Here is a 21,516-nt window from a genome sequence, read left to right as displayed (position 1 = left end):
CACTTCCCCCGTTCCCGGGCCCTCCGCGGCAGACCGACCGACGCCCGCCCCCGCGACAGCTGACCCGGCAGCACCAGGCGCAGCGCCACCTGATCCAGCGGCACCCGACGCAGCGTCCGCCCCGGCAGCACCCGAGGCGGCGGCGCCCGAGGCGGCTCCTGGCGCAGCGGTGCTGAAACCGGCCGTGCCGGAAGCCGCCAGCGGACCGGATGATCCGTCCAGGCCGGTAGGGATCTCCGCCGCACCGAGGCGGGCCGGCCCGTCACCCGATCCGGACCCCCCGGAGCCGTCCACGCCCGCGACCAGGCCGAGGGTCCCCAGCCCGACCATTGTCACGGCGACCACCGCCAGCAGCAGCCGGGCCGGGTGCGAACGCGAGCGCGACCGCCGGTGGACGCGAGGATTCACGGGAAACCTCATCCCGCTGTCGGCAGGACGAGCTGGGCCGACGCGGCGAGCGAAGCGGCCGCGGCGAGCGAAGTGGCGGTCCGAACGTCTGTGACGAGCCATGGCGAGGCGGATCTCCTGGAACGGTCGCGCCCCCCGCGGCCCCGGCCACGACCACCCACACCCACCCAATCACTAGGTGATCAGGCGACTACCTGGAGTCGCGCCAAGCGAACAGGCTCCACCTTCGCACACACACCGCGATTGATTCAGCTACCGAGCGAGATCTCATCCCGTGATGAGCCGGACGTCACGGGCGGCACCGGTCGAGGCGGACGTCGCCATGGCCGCGTAGGCGCGCAGCGCGGCCGACACGACACGCTCCCTGTTCGCCGGGTGGTAGCCGCCGTTCGCCTCGATCTCGGCCCGCCGCGCGGCGAGCTCGGCGTCCGACACCAGCAGGTCGATCCGCCGCCGCGGGATGTCGATCTCGACGAGATCACCGTCCCGGACGAGCGCGATCGGGCCACCGTGCGCCGCCTCCGGGGAGACGTGGCCGATCGACAGGCCCGAGCTGCCACCGGAGAAGCGGCCATCGGTGATCAGCGCGCACTTCGGCCCGAGGCCGCGGCCCTTGAGGAACGCCGTCGGGTAGAGCATCTCCTGCATGCCGGGGCCACCGCGGGGGCCCTCGTACCGGACGATGATCACGTCGCCCGCCTTGACGACCTTGTTCAGGATCGCGTCGACCGCGGCCTCCTGGCTCTCGACGACCAGCGCGGGCCCGCGGAACGTCCACTGGCTCTCGTCGACGCCGGCCGTCTTCACCACGGCGCCGTCGGGGGCCAGGTTGCCGCGCAGCACGGCCAGGCCGCCGTCGGCCGAGTAGGCGTGCTCCACCGAGCGGATACAGCCACTCTTCGCGTCGGTGTCGAGGGTGTCCCAGCGGTTCGTCGAGCCGAACGGCTCGACGGTGCGCACGCCGCCGGGCGCGGCGTGGAACAGCTCGACCGCGTCCGGAGCCGGGTCGGTGCCGCGGACGTCCCAGCGGTCGAGGAACTCGCGCAGGCTGGCCGCGTGCACGCTGTGCACGTTCGGGTCCACCAGCCCGCCACGGTCGAGCTCACCGAGGATCGCCGGGATCCCGCCGGCCCGGTGGACGTCTTCCATGTAGTAGTCGGTCGAGCTGGGCGCCACCTTGCACAGGCAGGCCACCGAGCGGGAGACCTGGTCGATGTCGTCGAGGGTCACCCCGACCTCGGCCTCGACCGCGGCGGCGAGCAGGTGCAGGACGGTGTTCGTCGAGCCGCCCATCGCGACGTCCACCGCGAACGCGTTACGGAAGGCCGCCGCGGTCGCGATCGAGCGCGGCAGGACGGCCTCGTCGTCCTTCTCGTAGTACCGGCGGGCCAGGTCGACGACCAGGCGACCGGCCTCGACGAACAGGCCACGCCGGGCCGCCGCGGTGGCCAGCGTCGTCCCGTTGCCCGGCAACGCCAGGCCGAGGGCCTCGGTCAGGCAGTTCATCGAGTTGGCCGTGAACATGCCGGAGCAGGACCCGCAGGTCGGGCAGGCGGACCGCTCGATGGTCTCGAGGTCGGCGTCGCTGACGTTCGGGTTGACCGCCGCGGTCATCGCGTCGATCAGGTCGAGCCGTGAGCGCACGATACCGCCGGTGACGACGGCGTTACCGGACTCCATCGCGCCGCCGGAGACGAAGACGGTCGGGATGTCGAGCCGCAGCGCGGCGATCAGCATCCCCGGAGTGATCTTGTCGCAGTTCGAGATGCAGACCAGCGCGTCGGCGCAGTGGGCGTTGACCATGTACTCGACGCTGTCCGCGATGATCTCCCTGGACGGCAGGGAGTACAGCATGCCGCCGTGGCCCATCGCGATCCCGTCGTCGACGGCGATCGTGTTGAACTCCTTGGCCACCCCGCCCGACCCGACCACCGCGTCCGCGACGATCTTCCCGACGTCCCGCAGGTGGACGTGTCCGGGAACGAACTGCGTGAAGCTGTTCGCGATCGCGACGATCGGCTTACCGAAGTCGTCGTCGGTCATTCCGGTCGCCCGCCACAGGGCGCGGGCACCGGCCATGTTGCGACCGTGGGTGGTGGTGCGGGAACGCAGAGCGGGCATCTCGACCTCTGAGCTGGGCTGTGGGGCACTGGAGACGGGCGGTGCGTCGGGGTGCCGGACGCGGGCGGGCGAACAGCCGTCGGTACGACGAAGCGGACGTCGGTGTTCCCGATATCGGTGTCTCCGACGTCGATGCTCCCGAGTCGGCGGGTGTTCCCGAGTCGACAGGCGGCACGCGGGCGCGCTCCGATCCGGAGGCTTCGCCACCGATCAGGCTACGCCTCGCCCGCACCCGCCCGACCACGCCACCCGGCAGCCACGCCACCCGGAGAACCGACCACGTCACCTGGCGGCCCGAGCAGACCACTCGGAGAACCGACCACGCGACGCTCTCGGAGGTCAGGGCCTCCGGTCGCCGGGAGGACCGGAGGTCGGCCCGTCCGGCTCCTCGGGATCGACGGGTCCCGGGGAATCCACCGGACCGCCCGGACCACCTCGCCCGGTCGCACCCGCCGGACCGGCCGGACCGGCGCCTCCCCCCGGGCCACCGGCGCCCGGACCGTCAGTGCCCAGGCCGCCGGGCTCGCTGGCAAAGAACTCCAGCCAGGTCGGGTCGATGTCCGGCTCGTCGCTCCAGGCCGGCGGGCCCGCGCCCGGTCCACCCGACACCGGTCCACCCGACACCGGTCCACCCGACATCGGCGAACCGGGCACCTGCGAGCCTGGCGCTGATGAGCCTGGCGCCGGTGGATTCGGCACAGGTCCACCCGATGCCTCCGGTGTCGCCGCCGCCGGTCCGCCGGGTGCCGGGCGCTCCGGCGGCGGGTATCCGGGCGGACCGGAAGGCGAGTCCGGCGGCGGCGCCGCGAGCGGATAGCCGGCGATCCGGCCGGTCCTGCCCGGCGCGGGTGGCTCGCCGGCGCCCGCCGTATCCAGGTGCTCGCCATCCTGGCCGGGCGTCCAGCCAGGACCCCCCGGCTGGACACCATCCGCGGGCGGCTGGCCGACGGACCCAGGCGGACCGCCCGTGGCCGCGGCCCCCGGATGGCCGGGATGTCCCCCCTGGCCGGGCGGGGCCGGATATCCCGGCGGAGTGGTCTGCCCAGGCACGCCCGGATACCCGGGCCCGCCGTACGGACCGGGGTGCTCACCGGGCTGGACGCCGTGCGGACCAGGCTGGACGCCCCACTGGCCGGGGTGGGTGCCGTGCGGACCAGGCTGGACGCCGTACTGCCCCGGCTGGACCCCCCACTGGCCAGGCTGGACGCCGTACTGCCCCGGCTGGACGCCCCACTGGCCCGGGTGGGGGATGCCGGGCCCGCTGGCGGGCGCTCCCGAGCGCCGCCGGGGGCCCGTCAGCCGGTTGAACCCGGCGACCGTGCGGGAGCCGCGCCGCGACCGCCACCACCGCCGGACCGCCCACACCAGGCCCAGCGACGCGACCGTTCCGAGGAACGGGGCGACCTCATGGTCCTCGTAGAAGACCAGCAGGTAGAAGCTCATCAGGCCGATGAAGATGTAGCCGGTCACGAAGAACGTGAACGGCCGGATCCGCATTCGGCCGATCACGTCGCGCATCGCGATCGCGGGCAGCAGCCACACCAGAAAGCCGAAGAACGCGGCCGAGAGGGGCGCCAGAAAGAGGTACCCGATGAAGGTCATCATGGCGGCGGAGGCGCGCGACGGCCGGCGGGCTCAGGAGCTGGCCGGCCGGTCCGCCGACGCCGGTGCCGGCGCGACGGGGTCTGTGATCGCCACGACGTGCTCCACCGACGGCGCGGCCGCGAAGAACGGGGAGAGCGCCGCCCGCCACCGGGTGAACCGGTCGGAACCGCGGAAGGTCTCGGTGTGCGCTTCCAGGCTGTCCCAGTCGACCAGGAGCACGAAGCTGGACGGGGACTCGACCCCCCTGGTCATCCGGGCGGAGCGGCACCCGGGCGTGGCGACCAGCTCGTGCCGGACGGTTCGGTACGCCGCGGCGAACTCCTCTTCGGACCCTGGCAACACGTCGAACCGCGCGACCTCGACGACCCCGGAGTCGCGCGGGGGAACACCGGAAACGCTCATGTCGCCCAGTCTGTCACCGCGGGGCCGGCTCTTCAGGCCGGTCGGCCCGCCGACCAGTCCGATCGGGCCAGTCGACCCGACCGCAGCGGGCGGCCGCCCTTCCACCGGATCACGGCGTGGATCAGTTGGCCATGTCGACGAACCGGGAGTAGTGGCCCTGGAAGGCGACCGTGACGGTGCCCGTGGGGCCGTTACGGTGCTTGGCGATGATCAGATCGGCCTCGCCGGCCCGCGCGGACTCCTTCTCCACCGTGTCCTCCCGGTAGAGCAGGATGACCGCGTCGGCGTCCTGCTCGAGGCTGCCGGACTCGCGCAGGTCGGAGACCTGGGGCCGTTTGTCGGCCCGCTGCTCGGAGGCCCGGTTGAGCTGCGAGATGGCCACGACGGGGACCTCCAGCTCCTTCGCGAGCAGCTTCAGTGACCGGGAGATCTCGCTGACCTCCTGCTGGCGGCTCTCGACCTTCTTCGGCGAGGACATCAGCTGCAGGTAGTCGAGGATGACCAGCCGCAGGTCGTTGCGCTGCTTGAGCCGCCGCGCCTTCGCCCGGATCTCCATCATCGTCAGGTGCGGGCTGTCGTCGATGTACAGCGGTGCCTCGGCGACCTCCCCCATCCGCCGGGCCAGCCGACCCCAGTCGTCGTCGGTCAGCCGGCCGGTGCGGATGTTCTGCAGCGACACCCGGGCCTCGGCGGAGAGCAGCCGCATGGTGATCTCCATGCGGCTCATCTCCAGCGAGAAGACGACCGAGGTCATCCCGTTCTTGATCGACGCGGCGCGGGCGAAATCCAGGCCCAGGGTCGACTTGCCGACCGCGGGCCGGGCCGCGACGATCCACAGCTGGCCGCCGTGCAGGCCGTTGGTGAGCTCGTCGAGGTCGGTGAACCCCGTCGGCACCCCGGTCAGGGCGCCGTCGTGGGCCTGGATCGCCTCGATCTCCTCCAGCGCCGGGTTCAGCAACTCGCCGAGCGGGGTGTAGTCATCGTTCGTGCGCCGCTCGGTCACCTCGTAGACGGCCGCCTGGGCCCGGTCGACGACATCGGTGACGTCGGGCGCCGGGCCGTAGGCGAGCTGCACGATGCGCGTGCCGGCCTCGGCCAGCCGGCGCAGCACGGCCTTCTCCGCGACGATGCGCGCGTAGTAGCCGGCGTTCGCCGCGGTCGGGACGCTGGAGATCAGCGTGTGCATGTAGGCCGGCCCGCCGACCCGCTCCAGCAGGTTCTGCCGGCCCAGCTCGGCCGCGACGCTGATGACGTCGGCCGGCTCCCCACGGCCGTAGAGGTCGCCGATCGTGGTGTAGACGGTGGCGTGCGCCGGCCGGTAGAAGTCGCTCGCACGGAGGACCTCGACGACGTCCGCGATCGCGTCCTTCGAGAGCAGCATGCCGCCCAGCACGCTCTGCTCCGCAGGAAGATCGTGGGGCGGGGTGCGATCGAACTCGACCGCGGATCCAGGCCCGCGCGCGATGTCGGCGACGCTCAAGCCTCCCCCTCCCGGATGTCGACCGGCCCACCTGCGCACCGCCGCGACCGGGCGATCGGAGCAGCGCCGTGCGCCGGAAGCTCCCGACCCGATCCCACAGGCCCCGATCCCACAGGCCCCGATTTCATCGAACCCGATCCCACCGACACTATCGAACATATGTTCGACCACAGTTTGGAGGGTGTCAACTCGACCGCCCGCCCACCGATCCGAAGATCACGCCCACCTCACCCGTCTGGACTATCCCGTTCCCACGGATACATGGCCAGTGTGGAGGGCTCGACAGTAGAGGTCCCCACGGGGAGGCTCCAAAAAGTTATCCACACCCACCTGTGGACAACCTGTTGGTAACGAGGGGGATTCTGGGGAACGCCTCGGGACGAGCGGCGGCGACGTTGTGGATGACGGCGCCGCGAGCGCCCGGAACCGCAGCGCCAGAAGGACTACAGGGATACGACACCTGTGGACAAAAAAATCTTTGACGCAACCCCGAGATCGCGGTCTGACTAATCATTTTGAGCTATATCGCCCGGGGATCTGATCTCCCCGCGACATGCCCACGATCATTTTGCCCGAGCCGCAGCGTCACCACCCGTTCACGTGCGGAAACAGACGTGATCTGGATGTGGTCGCGTCATCCGAGTAAGTCACCGGGCGCCAAGCCGCCGAACCCCGGAGCACCGGGCTCCGAGCGGCCAGGAAGCCACCGGCTGATGCGTGGCGAATGAGCGTGTCCATGGACTCACTCAGCCGCCACGGTCGTGCTGGAACCGGCGTCAGCGGGGGTGAGGTCTGTGAGACCTGCTCCAGAACGGGTCCCGATCCCTCGGACCCGGGTTCCCAAGTCCCGACATCTCAGAGCTGGATCCCAAGATCCCAGCTCTCGGACCTTCGGTCCCGGATCCCGAGCGCTGCCAACAAGAGCAGGCCAGGGTGGCGCCACGAACGGCGCGACCCTGGCCTGCGTCCGCAGTCAGGCCGAGGTGACCTGGACGGTCAGCTTCGCGCTGACCTCGGGGTGCAGGTGCACGGCGACGGTGTGCGAGCCGAGCGACTTGATCGGGGTACTCAGCTCGACCCGGCGCCGGTCCAGCGCGGGGCCTCCGGCGTCGGTCACCGCGGACACCACGTCGGCGGCCGTGACCGAGCCGAACAGCCGGCCCTCCTTGCCCGCGCGGCTGACCAGCCGGACGGACAGGCCGGAGAGCTGGCCGGCGATCTCCTTGGCGTGGTCGAGGTCGCGGACCGCCCGGGCGTCACGCGCCCGCTTGATCTGGGCGACCTGACGCTCGGCGCCGCGGGTCGCGAGAATCGCGTACCGGCGCGGCACCAGGTAGTTCCGGCCGTAGCCGTCGGCCACGTCGACGATGTCCCCCGGGCTGCCGAGCCCCGGGACCTCCTGGGTGAGGACGAGCTTCATCGTCATCCTCCTCAGCGGGCCGTCGAGGTGTACGGCAGCAGCGCCATCTCGCGGCTGTTCTTCACCGCGGTCGCGACGTCACGCTGGTGCTGGCTGCAGTTGCCGGTCACCCGGCGGGCGCGGATCTTCCCCCGGTCGGAGATGAACTTCCGGAGCAGGGAAGTGTCCTTGTAGTCGATGTAGTGGACCTTGTCCTTGCAGAAGACGCAAACCTTCTTCTTGGGCTTGCGCACGGCCGCCTTGGCCATGGATGAGCTCCTACCTCGTTTTGCGCCCGAGTTCCGGTCGCGCGAAGATGACACCCGGCCGCTCAGAACGGCGGCTCGTCGGAGTAACCACCCGCGGGCTGTGACCACGGGTCGTCGACGGCGCCGCCGGCATAGCCGGAGCCACCGCCTTGTGGGGATCCGCCGTTGTAGCCGCCGCCGGGCTGGCCACCGGGGCCACCAGGCCCGCTCGGGCCGCCGGGGCCACCCTGGCCGCCGCCGAAGCCGCCGCCACCCTGGCCACCACCGAAGCCGCCACCGCGGGCCGCCTTGGTGACCTTCGTGGTCGCGTAACGCAGCGAAGGACCGATCTCGTCGACGTCCAGTTCAATCACCGTCCGCTTCTCACCCTCGCGGGTCTCGAAGGAGCGCTGCTTGAGACGCCCCTGAATGATGACGCGCGCACCCTTGGTGAGGGACTCGGCGACGTGCTCGGCAGCCTGCCGCCAGATGGAACAGCGAAGAAAGAGCGCCTCGCCGTCCTTCCACTCGTTCGTTCCGCGGTCGAGCGTGCGCGGGGTGGACGCGACCGTGAAGCTCGCGACCGCGGCGCCGTTCGGCGTGAAACGCAGTTCGGGGTCGTTCGTCAGATTGCCGACGACCGTGATCACCGTCTCACCGGCCATGATCACGCTCCTCCGGTCGAGGGGCCCGCGTCAGCGCGCGCAGCGCCGGCCGGGCAGAGCACGTCACGCCGCCGCCCGGCGGTTCGGCCGTGGCGCCTTGGGCTCGGGCAGCCGGATCACCTTGGTACGGATCACGGACTCGTTGAGGACGAGCTGGCGGTCCAGCTCGGCGACGACGGCCGGCTCCGTGTGCAGGTCGATGACGGCGTAGATGCCCTCGAAGCTCTTGGCGATCTCGTAGGAGAGCCGGCGGCGGCCCCACACGTCGACCTTCTCGACCACTCCGCCGCCCTGACGGACGACGTTGAGGTACTGGTCGAGCGAGGGTGCGACCGTGCGCTCCTCGAGCTCGGAATCGAGGATCACCATCAGTTCATAGTGGCGTGGCAAGGCTGAACCCACCTCCTGTGGACTCTAGCGGCCACGGATCATCCGTGGCAGGAGGGACCGGGTGCCGGATGTTCGCCCCACGGGCGAGCTGAAACGTCGGCACACGGTGTGTCTGGACGAGATTACTCGACCCGGCGACGGTCCACGGAGAGGCCGACCAGGCGGACCACCCGGATCCACACCGCACCGACCCCGGCCACAGCCACCAGGTCGACGACCACCAGCAGCCCGTGGGCGTGCCGGGACGGATCGGGCACGGCGAGGGCGAGGGCGAGGAACACCAGTGCCAGCAGGCCCGCCACGGCGGCGGACGCCGTCACGCCCGGCGGCTGCCGCGACGAGGGCCCCGGCCCGTCCACCCGTACGTCGTCTGCCGCCACCGTCCTATCCTCGCGCATCCGCCGGTCGCCCGGACCGACATCCGATCCCGATGGTCGTGTCGCCGCCGTCCGATGGGCCGCGGCGGGTCGCCGGCCGGTCCCGGCGGCTCGCGGTGAGTGGTCGGATGGGCGCCCGGCAGGGGGTCACCCGGCGAGCGGTCGCCCGAGGTCAGTCGACCCATTTCCCCTGGGTGAAGGCCACGACGAAGACCACCATGATCGGTGCGCAGAGCCAGACGTAGGCGCCGCGGACCCACGGCCGGCGCGCGGCCACCCGCGCCAGCAGCAGGTACAGCGGGAAGGCGACCAGGATCCCGCGGATCCCCGAGGCGTAGTAGTTCGAGAAGCTCATCAGGACGGTCATCAGGCCGACGAAGGTCGCCTCGCCCCAACGCCTGCTCCACAGCAGCACGCCCGTCAGCAGCACGCCGATCACGACGGCGAGCAGCTCCCCGCGCCAGAACCAGACGAACGTCGAGGCCCCGCTCCCGTCGAACGCGGACTCCCACGTCCGCGACCACCCCCGCCACGGCCAGTCGACGCCGCGGTTCCAGCCGGCGCGCATCGCCTCGGTGTAGGTGTCCCACCGCCCGGTCCGGGCGCGCAGGTAGAGGACGTACCCGATGATCGGCAGCGGTGGCAGGGCGAGCGCCAGCGCCGGCGGGGCGAAGAGCGGGCGGCCCGCGGCGCGGCGCACGAGCACGTACTGCACGACCAGGGCGGCGCAGAACGGGATACCGGTCACCCGCGCCGAGGCGGCGCCGGCGCCCAGCAGGCCGGCGAGCAGCCACCGGTCACGCCGCGCGGCGAGCCAGGAGGCCACCGCGAAGCCCAGGAAGACACCTTCGGAGTACGCGGCGAACAGGAAGACCGCGTACGGAAAACAGACGAGCGCGACGACCGCGAACCGCGCGTCCTCCCGCCCGACCTCGTCGGCGGCCAGCCGCCACAACGCGGCGGCGGCGAGCGTGCCGGCGAGGAACGAGACCACCAGTCCGGCGGCGATCCAGTCCGGGACGACCACGTGGACGAGGCGGATGGCCAGCGGCAGCCCTGGGAAGTCGACCTCCGTCCGGTCGGCGTAGGACGGCGAGAGGTAGCCGTAGCGGGCCACCTTGGTGAACAGGCCGACGTCCCAGCGGTCCCAGAGTGTGGTGAGGCCGGGCGCGTCGCCGGCCGGGCCGTCCGAGAGGGCGCGTGCCCCCGCCAACGACGCGATCATCACCGCCACCCGGCTGGCGAACCACACCGGGAGCGAGGCCTGCACGGCGTCAGGCAGCCGGGTCCAGACCCGCCGCACCGGATCGCTGCCACCGGGAGCGGCGTGTCCGGCCGACTCGACGGGACGCCCGGCGTGCGACTCGGCCGGAGCGTCCGCCGTCATCCCTGCTCCCGCCTGTCGACGGGCCGCGGGGAGTGGGGTGCGGTTGACGCCTCCGGCGCCGCGACGCGCGGCTCGTCACCCACCGGGCCCGCGAGACCCTCCGGCCACGAAAGCTCGTCCTGATCGGCGCCTGCCTCGGTGCCGGACAACGGTGCCGAGGCGGGCACCGCGCGGCCCCAGGGCCGGGACGGCAGCCGCAGGCCCAGGCGCCCGCCGCGCACGTCGGGGGCGCCGTCGAGGATCCCGCCGGCCGGGTCGTCCATGCCGCCGTCGCGGACGACGTCCAGCTCGGGGCGGAGGATCTCGCGCACCACGAAGGCCGCGATCACACAGAGCATCAGGTCACGGAGCACCACGGCGCCGACGAACCAGCCCCGGTCGATCCCGTCGGCGCCGGAGGTGTCGTTGTAGATGAAGTGCATGAACCGGGTGAACAGCACCCAGATCTCGCAGGCCTGCCAGACCAGGAACAGCCGCCAGTGCGGCCGGGCCAGGGCCATCAGCGGCAGCAGCCAGATCGTGTACTGCGGCGAGAAGACCTTGTTGGTCACCAGGAAGGCGATCACCAGGAGGAGCACCACCTGGGGCACCCGTGGTCGGCGCGGCGCCAGCAGGGCGAGCGCCAGGATGCCCACCACGGCCAGGACGAGGCCGACCGCGGTCAGGACGTTCAGCGTCCCGACCGGGATGCCGTGGTCGCGCACGGCACCGAGGACCAGCGGCGTGGCCACGGCCAGGACCAGCCAGCACGCGACGGCGGTGCCGATGACCTGCGCGCGCAGCCACGGCCAGCGCCGCACCGCCAGCGCGGCGGCCGCGCCGGCGGCGGTCAGCCCGATGGCGAGGACGACCAGGTGCAGGGGCTCGAACCAGCCGGTGTCGTACTTGCCGGCCAGCCAGGTCGTCGCGAAGGCGAGGGAGTCCCAGTCGGCGCCGCGCTCGGAGTTGAGCTCGAAGAAGCGTTGCAGGCCGTTGTGCCCGCCGGCCTGCTTGCCGTCGAGCAGCGCGACCCAGTCGCCGCCGCCCCAGAAGGTGGACCAGATGCCGTCGCTGACCTTCGTCGTGCCGTCGAAGTAGCCGGCGGTGAGCCAGACGGGCAGCATCACGGCGACCGCGGCGCCCACCGCGTAGACGGCGGTGCGTGCCCATTCCCGCATCCGGCCGGTCCGCAGGCAGAGCACCGCGAGCCCCAGCAGGAACAGCGCCGGGTAGAGCTTGGTGACCACGCCCAGCCCGAACAGGATGCCGGCCAGCCGTGGGGCACGCCGCGACCAGGCCAGCAGCCCACCGGCCGCGAAGGCCACGGCGAGGACATCCCAGTTGGTCAGCAGGTGCAGCGCGAGCGTCGGCGCCAGGGCCAGCAGCGCCGCGTCCCAGATCCGGGACGGCGCCATGGTCAGCGCCGTGCAGAAGACCGCCACGCAGGCCGCCACCAGGAACAGCAGCGCGGTGAGGTCGTAGAACAGCGCCGAGCGGGAGTCCATCGAGTAGTGGTCGAAGACCTGGGCGCCCGCCTCGTCGGTGCGGAACACCGCGGCCGGGGCCGAGCCGAGGCCGGCAAGTGAGGAGACCAGCTGCATCGCGCCGCCGATCACCGGCGGGTACTCGGTCGGGTAGTCCAGGTAGGGGAGCTTGCCGTCGACCAGGCCCTCCTGGCTGTAGAGGGCCACCACGTCGGAGTAGCACATCCGGGTGTACTGGTACTCGTCCGTCCAGTTGCGGGTGTCGCGGCAGCCGGACTTCTGCGCGTAGCCGAGCACGCAGGTCAGCGTCACCAGGAGCATCAGCACGCGCAGCGGCGTCCACCAGCTCCGGCTCGCGCCGAGCAGGGCGTGCCGCCCGGGTGGGCCCCCGATGAGCTCACTTGCGCCCGCGACCACCGGGTCGGTGCGCGCCGGGCTGGTCCGGTTGGGCGACGCCGGTGTCGTGGCCATGCCGGCCATTCTGGTACACGCGGTGACGAGGCCTCCCGACGACACAGCGCCGCGGGTGCCAGGGGCACCCGCGGCGCTGCTCAGTTCTCGGCTCGCTCAGTTGTTGAACGGATTGACCACGATCCCGCCGCCGCCGCCGGTGGGTGGACGGGTCTGTCTCGGACGTGGCTGCTGCCCCGTCTGACCGGTCTGACCCGTCTGGCCGGCCTGCCCGCCGTCGTTCTGGCCGTTGTCGTTCTGGTCGTCGCCGAAGATGTCCCAGTCGTCGGTCCCCGCGACCGGCGGCTGCGTGGGCAGGTCGGACGGGGTCGGCGCCGGCGCGGGGCTGCGCTGGGTGACGATGCCGCCGTAGGCGGGGGGGTCGAACGGCTTCGGCGCGATGCCCTGCAGCGCCGCGTCCATGAAGGCCTTCCAGATCTGCGCCGGGTAGGTGCCTCCGTACACACCCCGCTCGGCGCCGGGGATGCCCCGGAGCTGGTCGGCCACCTCACCCTTGCCACGGAACATGTTCACGCAGGAGGAGATCTCCGGTGTGTACCCGCAGAACCAGGCGGACCGGAAGTCGTCGGTGGTGCCCGTCTTCCCCGCCGCCGGCCGGTTGTTCGCCAGCCGGGCGCTCTTGCCGGTGCCGTGGTCGATCACGCTCTCCAGCGCGAAGGTCGCGTCCCGCGCCACGGACGGCGGAACGGTCGGCTCCTTGTCGACAACTGGCTTCCCGTTGATGGTCGCGCCGTCCATGATGATGCGGCCCGAGTTGTCCTCGACCTTGGCGACGATGTGCGGGGTGGCCCGGTAGCCACCGCTGGCCAGCGTGCCGTAGACCTCGACCATGTCGAGCGCGGTCACGCTGTCCTGGCCGAGGGTGACACCGGCGACGTCGTCGAGATCGGCGTCAACGCCCATGTCGCGGGCCGTCTGGATGATCTTGTTGACGCCGATGTCGTTGCCCAGCGGAACGTACACGGTGTTGATCGACTCCGCGGTCGCCTCGACGAGGTCGGGCCAGCCCAGGTGGCCGGGTTCGCTCTCGTCGTTGTTGACCACGTAGCCGCCTTCCAGGGTGATCTGTGACGGAGCCTCGTACGTCGACCGGAGACTGATGTTGTTCTCCAGCGCGGCTACCAGGGTGATCGTCTTGAACGTCGACCCGGGTGGCACCGCCGCGCCAGAGACGTTGTCCAAGTACTGCTCCTGGCCGTTCGTGCCCTTGCCGTACAGGGAGCCCCCATACCAGGCGAGCACCTCACCGGTTCCCGGTTTTATCGCCACCAGCCCCGTGCGCAGGTCGGGTACGGCCGCATACGCGTCCGAGATCTGGCTGGTCACCGCCTGGAAGGCAGCGGTCTGCCGGTTCAGGTCGAGGGTCGTGGTGATACGCAGCCCACCGCGGTTGATCTGGTCCTCGGTGATGCCGGCGGCGTCCAGCTCCTTCTTGACCTGGAGCTTGATGTACTGGACCTGGTCCGAGGAGTTGTTGGTGTTCTGGTTCCAGGGCAGCACCGTCGGCGGTTTCTCGGTCGCCAGCGACGCCGGCGCCCAGCCCTTGGCGACCATCGTCGCCACGACGTCCTTCCAGCGGGCCTCGGCCGGCCCCGGATGCTCCAACGGGTCCAGATAGTTCGGGGATCTGATGAGCCCCCCGATGACCGCGCCCTCACCCGCCGTCAGCTCCGCGGCCGGCTTGCCGAAGTAGGTCTTCGCCGCCGCCTCGATGCCGTACGACTGGCGCCCGAAATAGATCGTGTTCAGGTAGAACTCCAGGATCTGGTCCTTGGAGTACTTCTGGTCGAGCTTGATGGCGAGCACGATCTCCCGCATCTTCCGGGTGAACGTGCGTTCCTGGGTGAGATAGGCGTTCTTCGCGTACTGCTGGGTGATGGTCGATCCACCCTGGGCGATCTCACCACCGCTGAGGTTCACCCACAGCGCCCGCGCGATACCGCGCGGGGAGATACCCGGCTCGTTGTAGAAGTTCTCGTTCTCGGCGGCCAGCACGGCGTGCTGGACGTCCTTCGACACCTGCGAGAGCGGGACGTCCGTGCGGTTCACGTCGCCGATTCGGGCGAGCTCGCCGCCGGGCTTTCCGTCCGCGCCGGCCCACGAGATGATCGACGTCTGGTCGGTCTTCACCTCGTCGGGCAGCGGCACCCGGGTCGCCGCGTAGATCACCGCGATGCCCGCGACGAACAGAAACGCGCCGGACGTCATCCCGATGAGCACCAGGCGGCGCAGCCATCGCGGCCGGTTCCGCCACCATCTGGGGCCACGCTTGCCCGCGTTCGGCCGGACGCGGCCCCGGCCGCCCGCGCGACCGCCGGTCGCATGCGCTGCGGAGGTCTCGCCCGCGCCGGGCCGCCTGCCCCGCTCCCGGTCACTTGGCCGGGTCGGCCCACCCGGCCGGCGGCCTGCACCGGTGCGGCCTGCACCGGGCCGGCCTGCACCGGGCCGGCCGCCCTCCAGCGCGTCCAGCCGGGTACCGGCCGAGCGCGACGCGCCGCCGGTGCGGTCGAGCAGGCCCGTGCGGTCCCCGTCACCGAAGGAGTCGAGCCCGTCGCCGGGCGCCACCTTGTGGTAGACGGTCGCGTCGGCGGTGCGCTCGCGTACGTCGACGCGGCGCAGCGCAGCCTGGTCGACCGTGTCGTACAGGGCGTTCGTGCGGCCGGCGGGCTCCTCCGGCCCGGCCCCGCGCCCGCCGCCCGGGCGGTACGCCCGCAGCCGGGTGGTGGCGCCGGTCAGCCGGCCGTCCCGGCCGGTCGCCTCGGCGGCGCCGACTCCGGCCGCTGACCGGGCCGCGGCCCGGTCAGCGGCCGCCCGGCCCGCCACGGGACGGGGCGGGCGCCCGCCCGCCCGCCGCTGGGTCCGGGTGGCCGCCGGGTCGGCGTCCGGGGCCGCGGCCCGGCCACGGCCCTCCGGGCCACCGGGCCGAGGCTCGCCACGCCCGGGTTCGCGCTGGCCCGGGGCACCGCGGCCGGGGCCGACGGCACCCCGGCCGGAGTCGCCGCGAGCGAGCTCACCCCGGGCGTCGCCCCGGGCATCGCCGCGTGGGAAGCCACCGCCGGCTGAATCACCGCGGGTGGCGCCGCGGGTGGAGTCCCCGCGGGTCGCCTCACCGCGGGCAGCGTCAATGCGGGCCGAGTCACCGCGGGTGGCGGGAAGGCGGTCGGATCCGGTGCGGCCCGGCTCCACGGGCCCGGCGCCGGGACGGCCCGAGCCACCACGATCGGAGCCACCACGGCTGGCGGCACCACGATCGGAGACACCGCGGCTGGCGGCACCGAGATCGGAGACACCGCGATCGGAGCCGCCACGGCCCGAGGCCTCGCGCCCCGCGGAACCACGATCGGAGAGACCACGGTCCGGGACACCGCGATCCGGGACACCGCGCTCGGGTGCGCCCCGGCCCGAACCGGTGCGGTCGGAGACGCCGGCTGCCCGGCCGGCCCCGGTTCGCCCGGTGGCCGGGCCGCCCGCGGCGGACCGCCCCGTCTCGGCGGGCCCGGACCGATCAGCGCCGCCGGTACCACCCATACCGCTGGTACCGCTCGTACCGCCGGAAGCACCTCGCGGGCCCGGCGGACGCCCGGCGCCCCGATCAGCCGCCCGGCGGCCGGTCGTACCGGACGCACCGTCCGCGTCGGAGCGGGTCGTGGCCGCGCGGCGGCGCGCGGCGGCGCCGCGGTCCGGGGTCCAGCCGCCGGCGTCCTGGTCGGGGGCGGTGCTCCCACCGGCCGCGCCACTGCCGGCGAGCGGCCCACCGGGCGAACCCGCTCCGGCCGGCCGGCCATCTGGGGCCGGCCTCCCGCCGCCCGGACCGGGCACGGCGCGGCCGGGCGGAACCCGCCCGTCGCCGGCACGAGGTCCTACCGTCCGCGCGCCCTGGTCATAGGGAGTACTCACCCACTACCCCGTCCGTTGCCGTGAATCCCCCCGGTCACCGTGCCGATGCCATAGTCCGGCCAGCGCCCCCAGATTCCGGTACAGCACGCCGAAGGCGGCCGCACCCACGTGGAAGCCCACATGGCAGACCAGAATCTCACGCCAGATCGGGGCCCTTGCGGCAGGGCACTGAAGTGGGGATGGCGCGCACTCTCGGCACACCACGGCCCGGCGCTGTGCCAACAGGGCGCGGACAGAAAGGCCGAGGAGGACTCGCCGCTCACACCGGGTATTCGGCCGGGTTACCCGTACCCCTCGCCGAACGCCGCCGGACCGCCCCGACCGGGCCTAGGTGTCGGCGGCGCGGCGGCGCGGCTGCTTCTTCGCCGGCGGCTCGCCGGTACCGATCACATAGGACGTGATCAGGTGGTTCCAGCCGCAGGGCGGGCACACCTCGACGACGTACACATTCAGCTCGCTGTACCGGGAGGCCAGCCCGGGAAGCTCCTTGGTGGCCCGGACCCGGCCGGAGCTCGGGCCGAGCTCGTCACCGTAGGTATAGGTGACGTTGATCAGCGGATCGGCCCCGCGACAGACCGGGCACCGCTTCTTCGTGGGCTCTCCGTGGTACTTCGCCGCACGGATCAGATAAGGGTGCGCATCGCACACGTCCAGCGAGGAGATCCGCCCCGCGAACAGGTCGCCCAGCGTCGCCCGGCGGGCGAGCGCGTAGTCGATGACCGACCGTGGACGCATGGCATCCACGGTACGCCGACGCCGCGTCCCGGGCAGACGGTACCGACAGAAGGTGACAAGCCGATTGGGCCGTTCGTACTGGTGAAAGCCGGTGCACCAGTGGACGGTTCCCGGCTCCTGCCAACCCGTTCCGCCTGCCGGTTCGACGGCCACGCCAGCGCGTCCCGCCGACCGGTCCGGCCGCCGCTCCGGCCCGTCGAAGCGACGTGTAGGCACGCCGGATCACCGCCCCGGTACCTCGTCCGCACGCGCCGGCCCGGCTGTCCGCGCGCGGTTGTCCACGCCCGTCCGTCATCAACCGGTCGCCGGTCGGCCATCCCTAGTTGCCGTAGTAGTACCGGCGCGTCTATCCTCGATGTATCGCCTCGATATGTCGGGGCGAGAGAACCAAGCGATACAGTCCGCCGATACACCCGGCCGTCCGGCGGCGGCGGGAGGCGGCCCGGTGCGAGAGGAGAGCGCGCATGTTGGAGCTGGCGGTGCTCGCGCTCCTGTCGGAGAGCCCGATGCACGGCTATGAGCTGCGCAAGCGGCTCTCCGCCGTTCTCGGCTCCTTCCACCGCTTCAGCTACGGGTCGCTGTACCCGTGCCTGCGCCGCCTGCAGGCCTCGGGGTACGTGACGGCGGACGACGTCGGCGCGGCCGGCCGCCTCGGTGGCCGCAGCCGGGTCGTCTACACCCTCACTGGCGAGGGCAAGGAAAAGCTCGCGGAACTGCTGGGCGAAGGTGGGCCGTCCTCCTGGGAGGACGAGATGTTCGGCGTCCGCTTCGCCTTCTTCTCCAAGACCGACGCGGCGGTGCGGCTGCGGATCCTCGAGGGGCGGCGCGGCCGGCTCGAGGAGCGTGGGGAGAAGGTGCGCTCGGCGTTGTCCCGCACTCAGAAGCGGCTGGACTCCTACACCCTCGAGCTGCAAAAGCACGGCCTCGAGTCGGTCGAGCGCGAGGTCAGGTGGCTCAGCGAGCTGATCGAGACCGAACGGGCACAGGCGCCCGGCTCGACACGCGGGGTCTCGACGCGCGAGGTGTTGTCCACATCATCCACAGAGTTGTCCACAGGTTCGTCCACAGCTGACGCGGGACGGGACGAGGCGGTGGGCGGCCCGGAGCACGGTGACGAGGGCTCCGGCGGCGCCGTTCCGTCCCCCGACAGCTAGCAGGCGACCGGGCGGACCGGCGGCGGGGCGGCACACGCCCACCCGGCGGCGGTACCGCGTGGCGTCGGCACCAAGCCGGTGTCCCGGTCAGCACCGGCCGATCCCGCTCCTCGCGGGAAACACCAGCATCCCCCACCAGCTTAAGGAGCGCATCCGTCATGGGTTCGGTACGTGTCGCCATCGTGGGCGTGGGCAACTGCGCCGCATCTCTCGTCCAAGGGGTCGAGTACTACCGCGACGCCGACCCCGCGGCCCAGGTCCCAGGCCTGATGCACGTCACGCTCGGTGACTATCATGTCTCCGACCTGACCTTCGTCGCGGCGTTCGACGTGGACGCGAAGAAGGTGGGCCGTGACCTCTCCGAGGCCATCGTGGCCAGCGAGAACAACACCATCAAGATCGCGGACGTCCCGCCGCTGGGCGTGACCGTGGCCCGCGGGCACACCCTCGACGGCCTCGGCCGCTACTACCGCGAGACGATCGACGAGTCGGACGAGACCCCGGTCGACGTCGTCGCCACCCTGCGTGAGACCCGCGCCGACGTGCTCGTCTGCTACCTGCCGGTCGGGTCCGAGGACGCCGCGAAGTTCTACGCCCAGTGCGCCATCGACGCGGGCGTCGGGTTCATCAACTGCCTGCCGGTCTTCATCGCCGGTGTCCCCGAGTGGGCCGAGAAGTTCCGCGCGGCGGGCGTGCCGATCGTCGGCGACGACATCAAGTCGCAGGTCGGCGCCACCATCACCCACCGGGTCATGGCGAAGCTGTTCGAGGACCGCGGCGTCGTCCTCGACCGCACGATGCAGCTCAACGTCGGCGGCAACATGGACTTCAAGAACATGCTCGAGCGGGATCGGCTGGAGTCGAAGAAGATCTCCAAGACCCAGGCCGTCACCTCCCAGGTCTCCCACGACCTGGGCAAGGACAACGTGCACATCGGCCCGTCCGACTACGTCGCCTGGCTCGACGACCGCAAGTGGGCCTACGTCCGGCTCGAGGGCCGCGCGTTCGGTGACGTCCCGCTGAACCTGGAGTACAAGCTCGAGGTCTGGGACTCCCCCAACAGCGCCGGTGTGGTCATCGACGCCGTCCGCTGCGCGAAGATCGCGCTGGACCGCGGCGTCGGCGGGCCGATCCTCTCCGCGTCGTCGTACTTCATGAAGTCGCCGCCGGAGCAGTACCGCGACAACGAGGCCCGCGACAAGGTCGAGGCGTTCATCCGCGACGAGGGCTGACCTCCGCACCACCAGCGGCACCAGCACCACCAGCGGCACCCACGATCTGCCAGGTAGCCCGGTCGTCCGGAGGGGGACGACCGGGCTACGGGCATGCGCGGGTCAGCCGGGAACCTCGGTCAGCGCGTCGACGAGGACCTCGAAGATGGTGTTCGGGTCCAGCGCGGGATACGTCTCGGCTCCGGTCGCGGCCGAGATCCGCGACAGCGCGGCGAGATCCGTGTCGGCGCCGTAGCCGATCGTGATCACCTGGACGGGCCGCTGGGGCGAGTACTCCCGGCGCAGGATCCGCACCAGCTCGTCGAGCGCGATGCTGCCGGGATCGGAGTTCTTCCCGTCGGTCAGCAGCACGACCTGGTTGGGCCGGCCCGGCACGTAGTGCTGGTTCATGTAGCGGAACGCTGCGAGGGCCGTGTCGTAGAGCCCGGTGTCGCCGCGCGGCTCGATCCGGTTCACCGCGTCCATCACCACCTGCGAGCGCGTGCCGGCGCCCAGCCGCTCGCCCATCGGCCCGAGCGGCACGAGCTCCTCCCAGTCCTGGTCGCCGCGCAGCCGGGTGGAGAACTGCCACAGCCCGAGATTGCTGTCTTCGGCGAACAGCGGGATGGCGGACTTCGCCGCGTCGAGCGCCACCGACAGCCGGCTACGGCCCGCACTGCCCGGCACCTCCTCGTTCATGGAGCCCGAGGTGTCCAGCACGGCGAGGGTGTTCCCGCGCTGATGGACGCCTGCGAAGCTCCCCTGGAGCGCGGTCAGCACCGTCGCGTCCAGGGTGCGTTCGGGCGTCATCCGCGGCCGCGGGGTGAGCCCCGTCCGGGCGGTGAACGAGTCGGCGATGCCGTCCGGGGGGCGCAGGCCGTTCCCGAGCAGGGCGACCCGCCCCGGCCCGGACGTCAGCGTCCGCAGGAAGTCCCGCGCCACCTCGGCCTTCACCGGGTCGTCCGACGCCCGGCTCAGCACGGTGTACCGGATCTCGTCGAGCTCGGTGCCGTCCCGCGGGTAGAAGGCGGCCAGCTCCGGTCCGCGGCCGTCCGGCAGCGCGGCGCCGATGCCCACCCGGCGGTTGTACTGGTATACGAGACTCTCCTGAAGCGGGAACGCGGTGAGCCGGGTCGCCGTGGGGTCCTCGAGGTCCGCCGCGCGGACGGCCGTGAGCAGGTCGGTGTCGGAGGCGGCTACCAGCGCCGACGAGCGCTCCAGATCCAGGAGGGCACCCTTGGCCTCGAGGCCGTCGGTGAACATGTCCTCGGTGAGCCGCTCGACCGGGGTCTTCAGCGCGGCGGCCACGGCGTCGGCCAGCGCGGTCATCCCGGCAGTCGACACCCGGGGGTCGGGCAGCCCGACGGTGAAACCGCCCCAGGCCGACCGTCCCCGTGACCCCCAGTAGCCCTCGTCGCCACCGAGCTTGCGCAGGTCGGCCCAGGAGAGCTCGCGGCGCGGCCAGCCGAACACCTCGGCCATCGGGCGGGGCATCGCGATGACGACCGGTGAGGTGGCGATAACGGTGCCGGTGTCCACCAGCAGCCGGTTGGCCGGCTCGGTGGTCCGCGCCAGCGTGAGCCAGTCCGTGGAGTCCGGCACCCAGACGTCCGGGATCGGACCGGCCGTCGGGTCCGTCCAGCCGCCTCTCATGTAGGAGGCGACCTGGCCGCCGCCCGCCGTGTCCACCCGGACGGACACGCAGTACCCGGACACCGTCGGCTTCCCGCTGCCGTAGGCCGCGGCGGCCGCGCTCAACGCCGTGGCCAGGCTCGGCGAGGTGGTGACCCCGAGGGCGATCGTGCGATCGCAGCGAACGGGGCCGGCCCCTCCGCGCAGGACGAGCCATCCGCAGGTCAGGGCACCGACCATGAGGGGTACCGCAGCCACCGCCGCGACCCCCCGTAACGAGGGGCCCGAACGGCGGTGGCGGTGGCGGGCACCAGGCATCAGACCGGGACCTCCCGGAACAACCGAAGTCTGGACCGCGACCGTAACCAAACGTGTCGAGGTCTGCGCCGGATGGGACAACCGAAGTCTCTGCATTGATTCGACGTCACATCGCTGTTCGCGTGCCGTCCGGCCATAGGGATCGTCGCCGTC

Annotated in this window: 16 protein-coding genes; 2 read left to right on the top strand and 14 right to left on the bottom strand. The window is 72.0% G+C overall.

The window, feature by feature from the left end:
• Positions 1–675: 675 nt before the first annotated feature.
• The 13 genes from ilvD to FMEAI12_RS25105 form a co-directional block, all read right to left on the bottom strand.
• The gene (ilvD, locus tag FMEAI12_RS25165; RefSeq protein WP_112108083.1) at positions 676–2,529 is read right to left on the bottom strand and encodes a dihydroxy-acid dehydratase; all 1,854 of its coding nucleotides are present in this window, start codon (positions 2,527–2,529) and stop codon (positions 676–678) included.
• 339 nt (positions 2,530–2,868) lie between these two features.
• Positions 2,869–4,134, bottom strand: a complete 1,266-nt coding sequence (locus FMEAI12_RS25160) for a hypothetical protein (RefSeq protein ID WP_112108082.1) — start codon at positions 4,132–4,134, stop codon at positions 2,869–2,871.
• Between the two features lie 30 nt (positions 4,135–4,164).
• Complete coding sequence (locus tag FMEAI12_RS25155) at positions 4,165–4,536, bottom strand: antibiotic biosynthesis monooxygenase (protein WP_020464681.1); 372 nt, start codon at positions 4,534–4,536, stop codon at positions 4,165–4,167.
• A gap of 121 nt (positions 4,537–4,657) precedes the next feature.
• On the bottom strand, positions 4,658–6,016 hold the full coding sequence (gene dnaB, locus FMEAI12_RS25150; protein WP_020464682.1) for a replicative DNA helicase: 1,359 nt from the start codon (positions 6,014–6,016) through the stop codon (positions 4,658–4,660).
• Positions 6,017–6,989: 973 nt separating this feature from the next.
• A complete protein-coding gene (gene rplI / locus FMEAI12_RS25145; protein ID WP_020464683.1) occupies positions 6,990–7,436 on the bottom strand; it encodes a 50S ribosomal protein L9 in 447 nt (148 codons plus the stop codon).
• An 11-nt stretch (positions 7,437–7,447) separates the two neighbouring features.
• Complete coding sequence (rpsR, locus tag FMEAI12_RS25140; RefSeq protein ID WP_006543269.1) at positions 7,448–7,684, bottom strand: 30S ribosomal protein S18; 237 nt, start codon at positions 7,682–7,684, stop codon at positions 7,448–7,450.
• 62 nt (positions 7,685–7,746) lie between these two features.
• Positions 7,747–8,328 (bottom strand): single-stranded DNA-binding protein, encoded by a 582-nt coding sequence (locus FMEAI12_RS25135; protein WP_112108089.1) that lies wholly within the window; start codon positions 8,326–8,328, stop codon positions 7,747–7,749.
• A 63-nt stretch (positions 8,329–8,391) separates the two neighbouring features.
• The gene (gene rpsF, locus FMEAI12_RS25130; RefSeq protein ID WP_020464685.1) at positions 8,392–8,718 is read right to left on the bottom strand and encodes a 30S ribosomal protein S6; all 327 of its coding nucleotides are present in this window, start codon (positions 8,716–8,718) and stop codon (positions 8,392–8,394) included.
• 122 nt (positions 8,719–8,840) lie between these two features.
• The gene (locus FMEAI12_RS25125) at positions 8,841–9,098 is read right to left on the bottom strand and encodes a hypothetical protein (RefSeq protein ID WP_131626112.1); all 258 of its coding nucleotides are present in this window, start codon (positions 9,096–9,098) and stop codon (positions 8,841–8,843) included.
• Positions 9,099–9,267: 169 nt separating this feature from the next.
• Complete coding sequence (locus FMEAI12_RS25120) at positions 9,268–10,482, bottom strand: glycosyltransferase family 39 protein (protein ID WP_071064994.1); 1,215 nt, start codon at positions 10,480–10,482, stop codon at positions 9,268–9,270.
• On the bottom strand, positions 10,479–12,425 hold the full coding sequence (locus tag FMEAI12_RS25115; protein ID WP_112108080.1) for a glycosyltransferase family 87 protein: 1,947 nt from the start codon (positions 12,423–12,425) through the stop codon (positions 10,479–10,481). Before FMEAI12_RS25115 ends, FMEAI12_RS25120 begins: the two co-directional genes overlap by 4 nt.
• An 87-nt stretch (positions 12,426–12,512) precedes the next feature.
• Positions 12,513–16,313 (bottom strand): transglycosylase domain-containing protein, encoded by a 3,801-nt coding sequence (locus tag FMEAI12_RS25110; RefSeq protein WP_112108079.1) that lies wholly within the window; start codon positions 16,311–16,313, stop codon positions 12,513–12,515.
• A gap of 327 nt (positions 16,314–16,640) precedes the next feature.
• Positions 16,641–17,048: a DUF5318 family protein gene (locus FMEAI12_RS25105; RefSeq protein WP_020464689.1), complete on the bottom strand. Its 408-nt coding sequence runs from the start codon at positions 17,046–17,048 to the stop codon at positions 16,641–16,643.
• A gap of 464 nt (positions 17,049–17,512) precedes the next feature.
• On the opposite strand from FMEAI12_RS25105, the gene FMEAI12_RS25100 reads away from it, so the two are divergent.
• Together FMEAI12_RS25100 and FMEAI12_RS25095 are read left to right on the top strand one after the other, a co-directional pair.
• A complete protein-coding gene (locus tag FMEAI12_RS25100) occupies positions 17,513–18,202 on the top strand; it encodes a PadR family transcriptional regulator (protein ID WP_071064997.1) in 690 nt (229 codons plus the stop codon).
• A 158-nt stretch (positions 18,203–18,360) separates the two neighbouring features.
• Positions 18,361–19,434, top strand: coding sequence for an inositol-3-phosphate synthase (locus tag FMEAI12_RS25095; protein WP_020464691.1), 1,074 nt, complete (start codon positions 18,361–18,363; stop codon positions 19,432–19,434).
• Between the two features lie 102 nt (positions 19,435–19,536).
• Here the strand turns inward: FMEAI12_RS25095 and FMEAI12_RS25090 are convergent, their stop codons facing one another.
• Positions 19,537–21,303, bottom strand: a complete 1,767-nt coding sequence (locus FMEAI12_RS25090; RefSeq protein WP_235014464.1) for a substrate-binding and VWA domain-containing protein — start codon at positions 21,301–21,303, stop codon at positions 19,537–19,539.
• Between the last annotated feature and the right edge of the window lie 213 nt (positions 21,304–21,516).

It is taken from the genome of Parafrankia sp. Ea1.12 (assembly GCF_900465275.1).
Lineage (GTDB): Bacteria > Actinomycetota > Actinomycetes > Frankiales > Frankiaceae > Parafrankia > Parafrankia soli.
This window is presented reverse-complemented; position numbering and strand designations above follow the sequence as displayed.

Coding starts and splice junctions, on each gene's coding strand:
- FMEAI12_RS25155 (WP_020464681.1), bottom strand. CDS start 4,536: ATGAGCGTTTCCGGTGTTCCCCCGCGCGACTCCGGGGTCGTCGAGGTC.
- FMEAI12_RS25095 (WP_020464691.1), top strand. CDS start 18,361: ATGGGTTCGGTACGTGTCGCCATCGTGGGCGTGGGCAACTGCGCCGCA.
- FMEAI12_RS25100 (WP_071064997.1), top strand. CDS start 17,513: ATGTTGGAGCTGGCGGTGCTCGCGCTCCTGTCGGAGAGCCCGATGCAC.
- FMEAI12_RS25115 (WP_112108080.1), bottom strand. CDS start 12,425: ATGGCCGGCATGGCCACGACACCGGCGTCGCCCAACCGGACCAGCCCG.
- ilvD (WP_112108083.1), bottom strand. CDS start 2,529: ATGCCCGCTCTGCGTTCCCGCACCACCACCCACGGTCGCAACATGGCC.
- rpsR (WP_006543269.1), bottom strand. CDS start 7,684: ATGGCCAAGGCGGCCGTGCGCAAGCCCAAGAAGAAGGTTTGCGTCTTC.
- FMEAI12_RS25160 (WP_112108082.1), bottom strand. CDS start 4,134: ATGATGACCTTCATCGGGTACCTCTTTCTGGCGCCCCTCTCGGCCGCG.
- FMEAI12_RS25135 (WP_112108089.1), bottom strand. CDS start 8,328: ATGGCCGGTGAGACGGTGATCACGGTCGTCGGCAATCTGACGAACGAC.
- FMEAI12_RS25105 (WP_020464689.1), bottom strand. CDS start 17,048: ATGCGTCCACGGTCGGTCATCGACTACGCGCTCGCCCGCCGGGCGACG.
- rplI (WP_020464683.1), bottom strand. CDS start 7,436: ATGAAGCTCGTCCTCACCCAGGAGGTCCCGGGGCTCGGCAGCCCGGGG.
- FMEAI12_RS25120 (WP_071064994.1), bottom strand. CDS start 10,482: ATGACGGCGGACGCTCCGGCCGAGTCGCACGCCGGGCGTCCCGTCGAG.